We start from the raw sequence: 15,048 nt of genomic DNA, 5'->3' as shown, positions 1-15,048 counted from the left end.
GAGTATCGCCCGCCCGGGGGGGCGGACGGGCGATGCCCGGCCAATCGGTCTGGCAGGAGGTGGAAACGAAACGCATTGGCCCTCGCGGTGCTGATCGCGGTGACTTTCGCCGCGTGGCGCACCCTCGACGCTTGGATCGACCGCACAGACCTCCCGCTCACCCTGACTGAAACTTCAACCGAAGTCCTCGACCGCAACGGCAAGCTCCTGCGCGCCTACCCGGTCGGCGACGGCCTCTGGCGCCTCGCCGTCCAGCCCGCCGACGTCGACCGGCGCTTCCTACAGATGCTCCTGCGCTACGAGGACAAGCGCTTCCGCTCCCACGCCGGAGTCGACCCTATCGCCCTCCTGCGCGCCGCGGGCCAGGCGCTGCGAAACGGCCGTGCGGTTTCAGGCGGCTCCACCCTCACGATGCAGGTGGCGCGCCTGCTGGAGGACGGCACCACCGGGCGCTGGGCGGGCAAGCTGCGCCAGATGCGGGTGGCGCTGGCGCTCGAACGCCGCCTCAGCAAGGACGAGATCCTCACCCTCTACCTGACCCACGCCCCCTATGGCGGCGCGGCAGAGGGCATCCGTGCGGCCACCTACAGCTGGTTCGGCAAGGAGCCGAATCGCCTGACGGCGGCAGAAGCCGCGCTGCTGGTCGCCTTGCCGCAAAGCCCCGAGCGCCGACGCCCCGACCGCTTCCCCGAGGCCGCCAGCGATGCCCGCGACCGGGTGCTGGAGCGCATGGAACGCCAAGGCATCCTGAGCGAAGAGCAGACTAAAGCCGCCCGCCGCACCCTGCTGCCGCACCGGATGGCCGCCTTCCCGCGCCTCGCCCCGCATCTGGCCGACCGGGTGACGGATCAGCACCCCGGCAAACGCCAGCTGCGCCTGACCCTCGACGGCGCGGTGCAATCCCGGATGCAGCAGCTGCTGGCAGAGGCCGTCCGCACCAGCCCCCGCCTCTCCGCCGCCCTTATCGCCGCCGACCATCAGACCGGTGAGATTCTGGCGCTGGTCGGCTCTCCCGGCTACTCTGACGCTACCCGCCGCGGTTTCGTCGACATGACCCAAGCCATCCGCTCACCGGGTTCCACGCTGAAACCGCTGATCTATGGCCTCGCCTTCGATCAGGGGCTGGCCCACCCGGAAACCCTGATCCACGACGGGCCGGTCAACTTCGCAGGCTACGCGCCGCAGAACTTCGACGGCGCATTCCGCGGCGACATCCGCCTGCGCGAGGCGCTGCAACTGTCTCTCAACATCCCCGTCGTGAAACTGACGCAAGAACTTGGCCCGGCGCGGGTGATGGCCGCCCTGCGCGCCAGCGGCGCCAGACCGCAACTGCCCGGCGGCGCGCCGGGGCTGGCGCTGTCTCTCGGCGGCCTCGGCATCAGCCTGCAGGACCTGGTGCAGCTTTATGCCGGGCTGGCCGCAGGCGGGCGGGGGCCGCGCCTGCGCATGATGCAAGGCGACGCGCCGCAGCCCGCAGGCCGCCTTACCTCACGCGAGGCCGCCTGGCAGGTCGCGGACATCCTGCGCGGGCTGCCGGTGCCCGCGGGCGCGCGCGCCGGAACCCTCGCCTACAAGACCGGCACGTCTTATGGCCACCGCGACGCCTGGGCGATCGGCTGGGACGGGCGCCATGTGATCGGCGTCTGGATGGGCCGCGCCGATGGCACGCCGGTGCCGGGCATCTTCGGCGGCGATCTCGCCGCCCCGGTGCTGTTTGAGGCCTTCGGCCGCCTGAAACCCGCGCTTGCCCCCCTGCCGCCGCCCCCGCCCGCGACGCTGATCGTCAGCTCCGCCGAACTGCCCCAGCCGCTGCAGCGCTTCCGCCCGCGCGATGCGGCGTTTTCAGACCCCGCAGACGCACCGGAGCTGATCTTCCCGCCCGAAGGCGCCCGGCTGGCGCTGGAGGGCGCAGATCTCACGCTCAAACTCCGTGGCGGCACCGCGCCCTTCCTGGTGATGGCAAACGGCCAGCCGGTGCTCTCCGGCCAGCGCCACCGCGAGTTCTCTCTGCCCAGCCCCGGCCCCGGCTTCTCCTCGCTGGTGATTGTCGATGGCGCCGGCCGCTCGGACCGGGTTAACCTGCGGATCGATTGACCCCTGATTTATCCCAAGGCCCCTTTTATGCTGAAACCTTTCCTTGCCGCCTGCACCCTTTGCCTGACTGCCCCCGCCGCCATGGCCGCCTGCGCCACGGACGCTGCAATTGCTGCCTTTGTCGAAAGCTACAGGGCCAAAACCCCGGCCGAAGCGCTCTCCCCCGGCGGCAGCATGCAGGACGCGCTCTGCTCCCAGGCCAAACTCGCCGCCGCGCTGGAGCCGCATATGGGTCCGGTGATCGGCTACAAGGCCGGTCTCACCAGCAAACCTGCGCAGGAGCGCTTCGGCGCCTCCGAACCTGTGCAGGGTTTGCTCTATGAACGCATGATGCTGGAGGACGGCACCACGCTGGACACCCCTTGGGGCGCCATCCCGATGGCAGAGGCAGACCTGGTGCTGGTGGTCGCGGATGCGGGCATCAACAGCGCCCAAACGCCAGAGGAGGCCTTATCCCATATCTCCGCCATCCGCCCCTTCATCGAACTGCCGGACCTGACGCTTGCCAAGGGCCAGCCCTTTACCCCGGAAACCATCACCGCGATGGGTGTGGGCACCCGCCTGGGTGTCCTCGGCGCGCCAATCACGGTGGACAACCCGGCAGAGATGGCCCGGATGCTGGAGGAGATGTCTGTCACGATGCGCGACGCGGCCGGCGGGGTGCTGGTGCAGGCACCGGGCCGGGCGGTGCTGGGCAACCCGGTCAACGCGGCCCTGTGGCTGCGCTCCAAGGGCGTGGAATTCAAGGCAGGCGACCTGATTTCCGTTGGTTCTTTCGGCCCGCTGTTCCCGCCGCGCGCGGGCAAGGGCGGGTTCAGCGTCACCTATCAGGGGCTGCCGGGCGACCCGGTGGTGCGGGTGCAGTTCAAAGAATAATTCGCTACCGCCTTTAAGAGGCAATTCGCTTCGGGCTGTGCCCGGAGCGCCCGCGCCGCGCCTTCGGCCCCGGGGCCCAACCAGAATGGATTCCGCCAGGAAGCCAGGAATGGGCGGGAGCGCCCCGTTTTTTGCTGAACTGCCTACCGCCGCCCCTCGCGCAGCCAGCCCGCAACGATGAAGAAAGACGCCAGCAGCAAAGCCAGCCAGCCGGGCAGCAGCGGGCCCTGGCTGACCGACAGCGTCTCATAGGCCTCCCGCGGGGTCAGGCCGATCCAGCCGCGCCCCGCCGCAGGCCGCCCGGCCCGCACGCTGCGCAAGGCAGGCATCCCGTCCTCCAGCCGCAAGACGCCGCCGCGCAGGGGCTCCAGCACGGGTGCAAGCACTGATCCGGTGGCGATGGTTTCCTCGAACTCCTTCGGCGCGGCAGGGCCAAGCCCCACCACTGTGGTCTCGCCGCCTTCTTCCAGCCGGTACAATCCCGGCTCCGGCCCCTCATAGCGGGTTTCCCACTGGCCCGGCGCGGTCCGGCGCAGCTCCAGCGCCACCGCCGAGCCATCCGGCGCGGTCACCGTCACCGGCCCGGCCTGACCCGCCAGTGTGCGGCGCAGGATGCGCATCCGCTGGCCCGTCACTTCGGCCCACAGCGCCTCCTCCTCCAGCTCCGGCTCCTTCATCATCCAATGCGCCAGGCGGCGCAGCAGCTCCAGCTGCGGGCCGCCGCCCTCGTATCCGCGGCTCCACAGCCACGCGTGGTCCGAGGCCAGCAGCGCGACCCGGCCCTCGCCGACCCGGTTCAGCACCAGCAAAGGCCGCTCGCCCGCGCCGCTCATCAGCACATGGCCCTCCGGCGTCCTGAGCTCGATCTGGCGCAGCCAGCGGCCCCAGTCCGCGGCCCCCTCCAGCCCCGAGGTCACGGGATGCTGCTTGCCCAGATCGGTGACTTCCGGGCGGTAGGCCTCCTCCAGCACCCGCGCCGAGGGTTCCGCAGGCAGGATCAGCGACAGCGGCGAGCGGTAGATACTGTCGGCGCTGGCAAAATCGGGGCCGGCCGCCACCAGCACCGCGCCGCCGCCCATCGCGTAGTTCGCCACATTGTCCAGATAGACCGCCGGCAGGATGCCGCGCCGCTTGTAGCGGTCAAAGATGATCAGGTCGAAATCCTCGATCTTCTCCAGGAACAGCTCGCGGGTCGGGAAGGCGATCAGCGACAGCTCCTCCACCGGCACCCCGTCCTGCTTCTCCGGCGGCCGCAGGATGGTGAAATGCACCAGGTCCACCGCGCTGTCGGATTTCAAAAGGTTGCGCCAGGTGCGCCCGCCCGCATGCGGCTCGCCCGAGACCAGGAGCACCCGCAGCCGGTCGCGCACGCCGTTGATCTGCACCAGCGCCTGGTTGTTGCGCGCGGTCAGCTCACCCGGCTCTTCCGGCACGCTGAACTGGATCACGTTGCGGCCGCCGTGCTGCAGCACGATCGGCAGCTCGAAATCGACGCCCACGGGCAGGGTAAAGCGCTGCGGTGCATCGCCCCCCACGGAGATATCCAGATCGGCAAAACCGCCCTGCACCGGCACCGCGCCCTGATCCTCGATCCTGAGCGTCAGCTTCACCGGCTCGCCGATGATGGCAAAGCCGGGCGCGTTCTTCACAATCAGGCGCCGGTCCCAGTCGTCCTCGCGCCCCGTCAGCAGCAGATGCATCGGCGCGGGTAGGTTCACGGGCTGATCGGCGTCATGCACCTGCCCGTCGCTCAGGGCAATGATCCCGGCCACCCGCGCCCGCGGCTCATCCGCCAGCGCCTGGGCCACCGCCGCCATCAGCCTTGTGCCTTCGTCGCCTTCGCCATCCGGCACCGTGACCCAGCGCACATCGGTGCCGGGCCGGTCCGCCAGCGCCGCCTTCAGCTGGGTGCGGGCGCGCGCCATCTGCTCGGGGCGGTCCCGCAGCTGCTGGCTGGCGGTCTGGTCCTCGGCCACGATCACGATGTCGCTGAGCGGCGCGCGGTCCTCGCTCTGATGCACCGGACCTGACAGAGCGGCCAGCAGCACCAGCGCAGCCAGCGCCCGCAAGGCCCAGCCCGACAGGCCCTTCCACAGCCCCAGCAGCAGCGCGGCCAGGGTCACCGCCCCCGCGGCCCAGATCACGGGCCAGGGCACCAGCGGGTCGAACAGGATCGTCTGTGTCATGACACCACCCCTATTGCCCCAGCCGGTCCAGCAGGGCCGGCACATGCACCTGGTCGGATTTGTAATTGCCGGTCAGCACATGCATCACCAGGTTGACGCCAAAGCGGAACGCCAGCTCCCGCTGCCGCTCGCCGGCATAGCCGCGCCCCACCGGCAGCAAGGGCCGGCCGTTTTCATCCATCGCCCAGGCCGCGGCCCAGTCGTTGCCGCCGATCACCACCGGCGTCACCCCGTCGTTCAGATTGCGGAAGGGGATGCCCTCGGCCTGTTCCGCATCCGGCGGTGCTGCCTCGACCCAGACCGGGCCGCGGCTGTGGCGGCCGGGGAAATCCTGCAGCAGGTAAAAGGCGCGGGTCAGCACGTGGTCCTGCGGCACCACCTCCAGCGGCGGAATGTCCAGCGGCAGCGCAATCTGCTGCAGCCGCCGCGCCGCCGGGCTGGTGGCGCCGGAGGCGGCCAGATCCGCATCGCGGGTGTCAAACAGGATCATCCCACCCGCCCGCAGATAGGTGTTGAGCTTGCCGTAAGCCTCCGGCGAGGGCAGCGGCTGGTCGCGTGTGACGGGCCAGTAAAGCAGCGGATAAAACGCCAGCTCATCGCGCTCCAGATCGACACCGGCGGGCGCGGCAGGCTCGACAGAGGTGCGGAAAAACAGCGTGTCCGTCAGCCCGCGCAACCCCGCCGCGGCGACCCGGTCCACCTGGGGATCGCCGGTCAGCACATGCGCCAGCACCAGTTCAGAGGCCAGTGCCGCCGCGCGCAGATCCGCCTGCGCCTGCTCCCGGGAAAGGGCCTCCTGCGCCCGCAGCTCCTGCGGCGCGGCCAGCGCTGCCAGCCCCAGCGCCGCCGCCAGCGCCGCGGTGCGGGCGGGACCCAGCAGGCCTGAAACCAAGAGCGTGCCCAGCACATCCAGCGCCAAGAGCCCCAGCGCCAGCGTCAGCAGCGCGCCGCCCAGCGGCAGCTCCTGCGGCGCGCCGTAACCGCTCACCGCCACCGAAGCCGGCCAGCGCGCCGCCATCAATTCATCGCCCGGGCGCAGCACATTGCGCGCCAGCATCCGCCGCCCGCCGTCATAGACACCGGGCCGCAGCTCCGGCCCCGCGGGCGCCGCCACCAGATCCGGGCCTGCCACGCCGGGCAGCGTCTCTGCCGCCTCCAGCCGGCCAAAGCCGTCCAGCACCTCCACCGGTGTCCAGGTGGTGCCCTCCAGGTCGCCGGCCTTGGGCGCCGCGGCGGAGGACGACACCGCCAGCCGCTCCAGCATCGACACGAACAGCCCCGACAGCGGCAGGCTGCTCCACTCCGCATTGGCGGTCACGTGAAACAATACCACCTGGCCCTGGCCCAGCGTCTTGCGCGTCACCAGGGGCGTGCCGTCTGCCAGCTCGGCAATCACCCGCTGCGCCAGCTCCGGGTCGGGCTGCGCCACCACCTGGGAGCTGATCGAGACCTCATTGGGCACCGCCAGCCCGTAGAAGGGTGAGCTCTCGGCGAAGGGCGCCAGCGTCTTCGGCTCGCCCCAGCTCATCGCGCCGCCGATGCTGCGACCGCCAATGCGCAGGCGCACCGGCATCAGCGGTTCTTCACCCGCGCGCGCGGTATCGCTGGCCGCCAGCCGCGGCCCGGCAAAGCGCAAGAGCAGCCCGCCGTTTTCCACCCATTCGATCACCGCCTCTTCCTGCGCCGGCGCCAGCCGCGCCACGTCGGCCAGCACGATCACATCCGGGTTGGCCGGCAGCAGATCCCGCAGCGCCCCTTCCAGCAGTTCTGCCGAGGGCGCCAGCGCCTGGCGCAGGTAGTGCAGCGGCGACAGCAGCGCCAGCCCCTCGTCGGCGCTTTGGGAAGTGACCAGCGCCACCTCGCGGCGGCGCAGGCTGTCATCGGTCAGCGCCACCGCGCCCGCAGACATTACGCCGCGGATTTCAAACCGCGACAGCCGCGCCCGCAGTTCGGCAGGCAGCGACAGTTCAGCCGAAGCCACCCGCGCCCCATCCGCAAACCGCAGCGGCAGCGACGCCAGGCTGCGCTCGGTGCCGCCCGGGTCCTTGCCCTGCGCCACCACCGAGACCTCCTGCGCCGGCCCCGCACGGCTGCGCTGCACCGTCAGTTCGATCGTCCCGCCGGTATAGCGCGCGGGCATCAGCCCCAGCACCGGCAGGGGCTGTTCAAAAACCTCGATCTCGCCGCGCTGCCCCAGCGCCTCGATCAGCCCTTCGCGGCCCGGGTATTCCAGCCCGTCGCTGAACCACACGGTGTCAAATCCACCCTCGGCGCCGCCAATCGCTGCCAAGGCCTGCTGCAATTGCTCCGGCCCCGGCTGCCAGGGCAGGGGCGCCAGCCCGGCCAATTGCCGCTGCCAGTCGCTGGCGGCGCGGAACTGCAAGGCTTCCGGAGCGCTCAGGCGCAGCACTGCCACCGGGCGCTCCGCCCGCCCGGCTTCCTCCAGCTGCACCGCGGCCTGGGCGCTGGTCTGTTTCCAGCCCTCGGCGCCGCCCCAGCTGGCGTCCATCACAATCAGCAGCGGCCCGCTGCCGCCGGTCTCCTCGGTGGAGGGATTCAGCACCGGCCCGGCCAACCCGACAATTGCCGCCGCCACTGCCAAGAGCCGCAGCAGCAAGAGCCACCAGGGCGTGCGGTCCGACAGGCTCTCGTCATCCTTCAGGCCCAGCAGCAGCGTCACCGCCGGGAACGGCTGGCGCTTCGGCGCGGGCGGAATCGCCCGCAGCAGCAGCCACAGCACCGGCAATGCCAGCAGCCCCAGCAAAAGCCAGGGCGCGGTAAAGCCGATGCCTGCAATCATCGTCATGGCGCGGTCCGCTCCAGTGCGTGATAAAGCCACATCAGCGCGTTCTGCGCTGAGTCGCCAGTGTGATGCTGTCCGAACCGCCATCCCGCCTCGCGGCACAGCCGCTCCAGAGCCGTGCGCCGCTCCGCCAGCCGGTCCAGATAGCGCTCCTGCAGGGCAGAGGCCTTCAGTGTTTCATGTGTGACACCGCCCGCAATGCTCTCGAACAAGGTGCGCCCGGAAAACGGAAACGCCTCCTCCGCCGGGTCCAGCACCTGCAGCAGCACGCCCCGGACGCCGCGCGCGGCGGCCTTTGACAGCGCCTGCTCCACCGGCTCATAGGGGCCCAGGAAATCCGAGATGAACAGGGCGCGCGCGTGCGGGATCAGCGCGCGGCCATTGGGCGGAGCGTAATCTTCCTCTTCGTCGTCCGACAGCGCCTCGGCCAGCCGCAGGATCTGCACATTGCCGCGCCGGGGCGGCAGGCTGCCGCCAGTGAGGCCCACCCGCTCGCCGCCGTGCACCATTAGCACCGACGCGGCGAGGCCCAGGAGCCGGGCCTGATCAATCTTCTGCGGCAGCTTCGCAGAGGACGCAAACCGCATCGACGCACCGGTATCGACCCACAGATGCACCGTCTGCGAGATATGCCACTCCCGCTCGCGCACATACTGGATGTCGCCCATGGCAGACCGCCGGTGGTCGATCATCCGGCGGCTGTCGCCGGCCTGGGCCGGGCGGTACTGCCAGAAATCATCCCCCGTGCCGGCCCGGCGGCGGCCATGCTCGCCCATCAGCACCGACCCGGCCAGATGCCGCGCCTGCACCAACAAGGGCGGCAGGGTGCTGGCCTCGGCCTCTGCCCGGTGCCGCAGTCCAACCGCAGCCTGAGAGGCGGCAGGCCTGGTCACGCGGCGGCCCCGGTCCGGGCCAGATCCGCTGCGGTTTCCTCGATCAGCGCCGCCAGGCTCTCACCGCGCGCCCGCGCGGCAAAGTTCAGCTGCATCCGGTGGCTGAGAACCGGCTTGGCCATGTCCAGCACGTCCTCTGCATTGGGCGCCAGCCGCCCCTCCAGCAGCGCCCGCGCCCGGACCGCCAGCATCAGCGCCTGCGCCGCCCGCGGACCCGGCCCCCAGGCCACGGTCTGCGCCACGTGATCGGACACGCCCGGCTCCTCCGGGCGGAAGGCGCGCACCAGGTCCAGGATCATCTCCACCACCGATTCGCCCACCGGCATCCGCCGCAGCAGGGTCTGCGCCGCGATCAGCTCAGCCGGGGTAAACACCTGATAGGCCTGTGCCTCCTCGGCGCCGGTGGTGGCCAGCAGGATGTCCCGCTCGGTTGCGCGGTCGGGATAGTTCACGTCGATCTGCAACAGGAACCGGTCCAGCTGCGCCTCCGGCAGGGGATAGGTGCCCTCCTGCTCAATCGGGTTCTGGGTTGCCAGCACATGGAACGGCGCGCCAAGGGAGCGGTCCTCACCCGCCACCGTCACCATCCGCTCCTGCATCGCCTGCAGCAGCGCCGACTGGGTGCGCGGGCTGGCGCGGTTGATCTCATCCGCCATCAACAGCTGGCAGAACACCGGCCCCGGCACAAACCGGAACGAGCGGTGCCCGTCGGCGGCGGTGTCCAGCACCTCGGAGCCCAGGATATCGGCGGGCATCAGGTCCGGGGTGAACTGGATCCGGTTGCCGTCCAGCCCCATCACCGTGCTGAGGGTCTCCACCAGCCGGGTTTTGCCCAGCCCCGGCAGACCGATCAGCAGCCCGTGGCCGCCGCACAGCAGCACCGAGAGGGTGAGGTCCACCACCCGTTCCTGGCCGATGAACCGTTTGGTGATCGACGCGCGCGCCTCTTGCAGCTTGGCTTCCAGCGCTTCGATGCCGGCCAGCAGATCGTCCGTTTCAGGCATGACATTCCTCGTTCCCGGGATATATGCTGTTACTCTATCGTGCTGACAGGAAATGGCAAAAGCAATGAGCGGACAAAAACCCGTGACCCCCGATGCCGAAGGCATCGCCGCCGCCGCCAAAGCGGCCGGGAAAGGCAAGGGATTGCCGCCCGTCCACCTGTGGAACCCGCCGTTCTGCGGCGACCTGGATATCCGCATCGCCCGCGACGGCAGCTGGTATTACCTCGGTACGCCGTTCACCCGCTTCGAGCTGGTCAAGCTGTTTGCCTCGATCCTCAAGCTTGAGGACGGCAAATACTACCTGGTGACCCCGGTCGAAAAGGTCGGCATCACCGTCGAGGACGCGCCGTTCGTGGCGGTGGATTTCGACGTGGCCGGGCAGGGACGCGACCAGGTGATCACCTTCACCACCAGCATCGGCGACACCGCCGCGGCCGGCCCGGACCATATGATCCGGGCAGAGCGCGACGCGGAAACCGGCGAGCCATCCCCCTACGTCATGATCCGCGCCGGGCTGGAGGCGCTGATCGACCGCAAGAGCTTCTACCGGCTGGCGGAGCTGGGCGAACACTACGAAGATTGGTTCGGAGTCTGGTCCGGCGGCAAGTTCTTCCCGCTAATCCCTTCGGCAGAGCTGGACGAGGAGTAGCTCCAGGGCGTCCTGCAAGACTTCCGCCTGGCCGCAGGCCGGGCAGCGCCCGTCCCGCCCCCCACGGGGCGGGCGCTTCGCTTCCTGCCCCGCCGGGACCGGCGCTGCCCTCTTTGTCATGTCGAGAACGGGTCAAACCAGCCGGCAGACGGCAGAAACCGGCCTGCCTGCGGTTAACGAAAGTTTAATAGGAAAATTCTGCACTTTTGACGCCTTGGCTGCCCCGCCGCGCGGCGCTAGACCATCAGTCAACAAGGAGAATCCTATGCCCCGCTTCGCGGCCAATATCTCGCTGCTGTTCGCTGAGCTGCCCTATCTTGACCGCTTCCAGGCCGCCGCCGCGGCGGGGTTCGACGCGGTGGAGATCCTCTATCCCTACGAACTGGCGGCCAAGGAAACCCAGCGTGCGCTGATGGCCAACGGGCTGCAGCTCTTGCTGATCAACGCGCCGCCCCCGAATTACACCGGCGGCATGCCCGGCTATGCGGCGGTTCCGGAAGGCATCGACCGCTTCCAGCGCGACATCCGCCGGGTGCTGCGCTACGCCGAGGCGCTGAAAGCGGGCAAGATCCACGTGATGGCCGGCTACGCCAAGGGCGATGCGGCGCAGCAGACTTTCATAGAAAACCTGCAATGGGCCGCCGACCGCGCACCGGAGCAGCAGTTCACCATCGAACCGCTGAACAGCGGCGACCAGCCCGGCTATTTCCTCGACGACTACAATCTTGCGGTTGAGGTACTGGACGCGGTGGACCGCCCCAATGTCGGCCTGCAGTACGATGCCTACCACGCGCAGATGATCCACGGCGACGCGCTCAAGGTGTGGGAGACCTTCGGCCCCCGCGCCGTGCATGTGCAGATCGGCGCCGCCCCCGGCCGCTGCGAGCCGGGCACCGGGCCGGTGGATTTCCAAAGGCTGTTCGCCGCCATCGACGCCAGCGGCTATGACGGCTGGGTCAGCGCCGAATACACCCCCTCGACCCGGCGCACCGAGGACAGCCTCGGCTGGATGGGCTGACCGCCAGGCCGCTCTGCGCAGATACCTGTGCAGCGGCGCAGATTGTTCCGCATTCCAGGCACCGCATATCTCCTGCAGCCCCCGGCCACCGCCGCCGCCAAGGAGACAGCCATGATCCCCGCCCGTTTTGCCCCGGTTCTGTTCAGCCTGATCCTGTCGGGCCTGATGTCCTTCATCGTGACCGGCGTCGCAACCTGGAAGGCGCTTGGTTTCGGCACGGGGTTCGGCGGCGCCTGGATGCAGGCCTGGACGCTCAGCTGGCCGATCGCTTTTGCCGTCGCCTTCACCGCCGCGCCGCTGGTGCGCAGGCTGGTTGCGAAACTGGTCAAGCAGCCGGAAGGCGGCTGAGGAGGGGCGCAATTCAGGCAGGGGGGTGCTCCCGCCCGCTGCAAGCTGCATCAAAGATGCAGCAGCAGCCGTTGGGCGTGGCGCCGCTGGCGCGGCGCAAGGGTTTTGCTGAGAAGCCCCTAAGGGCAGGACTGCCCTTGAGGGGCGTTGCCGATTGTTTTCAGGGCGGGCCGCGTCAAGGGCAAGCCGCGCGGGACGCGCGGAGGCTGGCGCCTCCCTTGACCCGATGAGGGGAGGGCGCGGCAATTTCCGCGCCGCGCCAGCGGCGCCAGGCCCAACGGGATGAGATCGTCAGATCGAAGCCGGGCGGGAGAGTACCCCTGCCGGCCTCGCTGAGCGCGCCTTAGTGCGCCTCGGCCCAGTTCAAACCGCGGCCTGCGTCCACCACCAGTTTCACGTCCAGATGCACCGCCGGGTCGGCGGCGTTCTCCATCACCTGGCGGGCGGCGGCAATGGTCTCTTCCACCGCGGCTTCCGGCACTTCGAACAGCAGTTCGTCGTGCACCTGCAGCAGCATCCGCGCGGGCAGATGGGCGATGGCCTCCGGCATCCGGATCATCGCCCGGCGGATCACGTCGGCGGCTGTGCCCTGGATCGGCGCGTTGATCGCGGCGCGTTTGGCAAAGCCCGCCTTCGGCCCCTTGGCGTTGATCTCCGCGGTGTGGATCTTGCGCCCGAAAAGGGTCTGCACATAGCCGTGCTCCTTGGCGAACTCCACCGTGCTGTCCATGTACTTTCGGATGCCCGGGAAGCGCTCGAAATACCGGTCGATGAAGCCCTGCGCGTCCTTGCGCGGAATGCGCAGGTTGCGTGCCAGGCCAAAGCCGGAAATGCCGTAGATCACACCGAAGTTGATCGCCTTGGCCTGGCGGCGGATCTCCGGCGTCATCTCCTCCAGCGGCACCTCGAACATCTCCGAGGCGGTCATCGCGTGGATGTCCTGCCCTTCGGCAAAGGCCTGCTTCAGCGTGTCGATCCCGGCCATGTGGGCCAGGATCCGCAGCTCGATCTGGCTGTAGTCGAGCGACAGCAAGACATTGCCCTCTTCCGCCACAAACGCCTCGCGGATGCGGCGGCCTTCCTCGGTGCGGACGGGAATGTTCTGCAGGTTCGGATCGGTCGAGGCCATGCGCCCGGTGCTCGCTCCGGTCTGGGCATAAGAGGTATGCACCCGGCCGGTGTCCGGGTTGATGTGATCCTGCAGCGCATCGGTGTAGGTCGATTTCAGTTTTGACAGTTGCCGCCAGTCCAGCACCCGGGCAGGCAGGTCATGCTCGGTCGCCAGATCCTCGAGAATATCCGCGCCGGTGGCATAGGCCCCGGTCTTGCCCTTCTTGCCGCCCGGCAATGCCATCTTGTCGAACAGGATCTCGCCCAGCTGCTTGGGCGAGCCGACATTGAACGTCTCGCCCGCCAGCTCGTGGATCTCCGCCTCCAGCGCCGCCATCTTCTGGGCAAAGGCATTTGACATGCGGCTCAGCGTATCGCGGTCCACCTTGATGCCGTTGCGCTCCATATCCGCCAGCACCGGCACCAGCGGCCGTTCCAGCGTCTCGTAAACTGTCGTCACCTGCTCCTGATGCAGCTGCGGCTTGAACAGCTGCCACAGGCGCAGGGTGATGTCGGCGTCTTCGGCAGCATAAGGCACCGCGTCGTCAATCGGCACCCGGTCAAAGGTGATCGCCGATTTGCCGCTGCCCAGCAGCGGCTTGATCGGGATCGGCGTGTGGTCCAGGTAGCGTTCCGACAGCGTGTCCATGCCATGCCCGTGCATGCCTGCGTGCAGCGCATAGGACATCAGCATGGTGTCGTCGACCGGCGCCACATCCACCCCGTAACGGTGCAGGATCTTGGCGTCGTATTTCATGTTCTGGCCGATTTTCATGATCGCCGGGTCTTCCAGCACCGGCTTCAGCAGGGCGACCGCTTCCTCCAGCGGCATCTGCCCCTCCGACAGCCCGTCGCCGCCGAACAGATCATCTCCGCCGGCCTTATGCGCCAGCGGGATATAGCAGGCCTCGCCCGCCTCCACGCACAGCGAGATGCCGACCAGATCCGCCACCATCTCATCCAGGCCGGTGGTCTCGGTATCCACCGCCACCCAGCCGCGCTGGCGGATGCGGTCCACCCAGACCTGCAGCGCCGCCGCATCGCGGACGCATTCGTAATTGTCCTTGTCGAAGGGCACCGCTTCCGGCGCCTCCGCTGCGGATACTGCTGCCGCTGCCGGCGCTTCCGGGATTTCAGGCGCCTCCATGCCCAGCCGGTCGGCCATGCGCTTGGACAGGGTGCGGAACTCCATTTCGCTCAGGAACGTCAGCAGGGTCTCCGCATCCGGCTCCATCACCTCCAGATCGTCCAGGGTGAAGTCCAGCTCCATGTTGCAATCGAGCTGCACCAGCTTCTTGCTGAGTTCGATCTGGTCCCGCTTCTCGATCAGGGTCTGGCGCCGCTTCGGCTGCTTGATCTCTTCGGCGCGGTCCAGCAGCTCCTCAAGCGAACCGTATTCGTTGATCAGCAAAGCGGCGGTCTTGATCCCGATCCCCGGCGCGCCCGGCACGTTGTCGACCGAGTCGCCCGCCAGTGCCTGCACATCCACCACCCGGTCCGGGCCGACGCCGAACTTCTCTACCACGCCGTCGCTGTCGATGCGCTTGTTCTTCATCGCGTCCAGCATCTCGACACCGCCGCCAACCAGCTGCATCAGGTCCTTGTCCGACGAAATGATCGTCACCCGCCCGCCTGCATCGCGCGCCTGATGCGCCAGGGTTGCGATGATGTCGTCGGCCTCGAACCCCTCGATCTCCTTGCAGGCGATGTTGAAGGCGCGGGTGGCGTCGCGGGTCAGCGGGAACTGCGGCACCAGATCCTCCGGCGCGGGCGGCCGGTTGGCCTTGTAGAGATCGTACATCTCGTTGCGGAAGGACTTGCCGGAATAGTCGAAAATCACCGCCACATGGGTCGGCGCATCCGGGCCCTTGTTATCCTCCACCTGCTTGAACAGCATGTTGCAGAACCCCGCCACGGCACCGATTGGCAGCCCGTCAGACTTACGCGTCAAGGGCGGCAGCGCGTGATAGGCGCGGAAGATGAAGGCCGAGCCGTCGATCAGATGCAGATGGCAGCCCTTGCCGAATTGTGTCCCGCTCATTGTGCGCCGCGCTCCCGTTGGAAATC

General features: G+C 68.7%; 10 protein-coding genes. 5 read left to right on the top strand and 5 right to left on the bottom strand.

Annotation, left to right across the window (positions count from 1 at the left end; all coding sequences use genetic code 11):
- Positions 1-75 precede the first annotated feature (75 nt).
- Both pbpC and AC58NV_RS19740 read left to right on the top strand, forming a co-directional pair.
- The gene (pbpC, locus tag AC58NV_RS19745; RefSeq protein WP_497228659.1) at positions 76-2,094 is read left to right on the top strand and encodes a penicillin-binding protein 1C; all 2,019 of its coding nucleotides are present in this window, start codon (positions 76-78) and stop codon (positions 2,092-2,094) included.
- Positions 2,095-2,121: 27 nt separating this feature from the next.
- Positions 2,122-2,970: a 2-keto-4-pentenoate hydratase gene (locus AC58NV_RS19740; RefSeq protein ID WP_497228658.1), complete on the top strand. Its 849-nt coding sequence runs from the start codon at positions 2,122-2,124 to the stop codon at positions 2,968-2,970.
- 143 nt (positions 2,971-3,113) lie between these two features.
- On the opposite strand, the gene AC58NV_RS19735 is transcribed toward AC58NV_RS19740, so the two are convergent.
- From AC58NV_RS19735 to AC58NV_RS19720, 4 genes are read right to left on the bottom strand one after another with little or no spacing between them, the layout of a single operon-like run.
- Positions 3,114-5,156 carry a hypothetical protein gene (locus tag AC58NV_RS19735; RefSeq protein ID WP_497228657.1) on the bottom strand — a complete coding sequence of 681 codons (2,043 nt, stop codon included), beginning with the start codon at positions 5,154-5,156 and terminating at the stop codon, positions 3,114-3,116.
- A 10-nt stretch (positions 5,157-5,166) separates the two neighbouring features.
- Positions 5,167-7,962 carry a DUF4159 domain-containing protein gene (locus AC58NV_RS19730; RefSeq protein ID WP_497228656.1) on the bottom strand — a complete coding sequence of 932 codons (2,796 nt, stop codon included), beginning with the start codon at positions 7,960-7,962 and terminating at the stop codon, positions 5,167-5,169.
- Entirely contained in the window at positions 7,959-8,852 is an 894-nt protein-coding gene (locus tag AC58NV_RS19725) for a DUF58 domain-containing protein (RefSeq protein ID WP_497228655.1), read from the bottom strand. Before AC58NV_RS19725 ends, AC58NV_RS19730 begins: the two co-directional genes overlap by 4 nt.
- Positions 8,849-9,856 carry an AAA family ATPase gene (locus tag AC58NV_RS19720; RefSeq protein ID WP_497228654.1) on the bottom strand — a complete coding sequence of 336 codons (1,008 nt, stop codon included), beginning with the start codon at positions 9,854-9,856 and terminating at the stop codon, positions 8,849-8,851. The genes AC58NV_RS19725 and AC58NV_RS19720 overlap by 4 nt, the downstream gene beginning before the upstream one ends.
- 64 nt (positions 9,857-9,920) lie before the next feature.
- Here AC58NV_RS19720 and AC58NV_RS19715 point away from each other — a divergent pair, with 64 nt between their 5' ends.
- The 3 genes from AC58NV_RS19715 to AC58NV_RS19705 all read left to right on the top strand — a co-directional run bounded on the left by AC58NV_RS19715 (position 9,921) and on the right by AC58NV_RS19705 (position 11,871).
- Positions 9,921-10,505 (top strand): DUF1285 domain-containing protein, encoded by a 585-nt coding sequence (locus AC58NV_RS19715; RefSeq protein WP_497228653.1) that lies wholly within the window; start codon positions 9,921-9,923, stop codon positions 10,503-10,505.
- Positions 10,506-10,770: 265 nt separating this feature from the next.
- Positions 10,771-11,523: a hydroxypyruvate isomerase family protein gene (locus tag AC58NV_RS19710; RefSeq protein ID WP_497228652.1), complete on the top strand. Its 753-nt coding sequence runs from the start codon at positions 10,771-10,773 to the stop codon at positions 11,521-11,523.
- Between the two features lie 111 nt (positions 11,524-11,634).
- On the top strand, positions 11,635-11,871 hold the full coding sequence (locus AC58NV_RS19705; protein ID WP_497228651.1) for a DUF2798 domain-containing protein: 237 nt from the start codon (positions 11,635-11,637) through the stop codon (positions 11,869-11,871).
- Between the two features lie 343 nt (positions 11,872-12,214).
- Here AC58NV_RS19705 and polA read toward each other — a convergent pair whose 3' ends face one another.
- A complete protein-coding gene (gene polA, locus AC58NV_RS19700) occupies positions 12,215-15,022 on the bottom strand; it encodes a DNA polymerase I (RefSeq protein ID WP_497228650.1) in 2,808 nt (935 codons plus the stop codon).
- Between the last annotated feature and the right edge of the window lie 26 nt (positions 15,023-15,048).

This window comes from Leisingera sp. ANG49 (assembly GCF_059694505.1).
The sequence above is the reverse complement of the archived record's forward strand: the minus strand, read 5'-3'. Positions and strand labels throughout refer to the sequence as shown.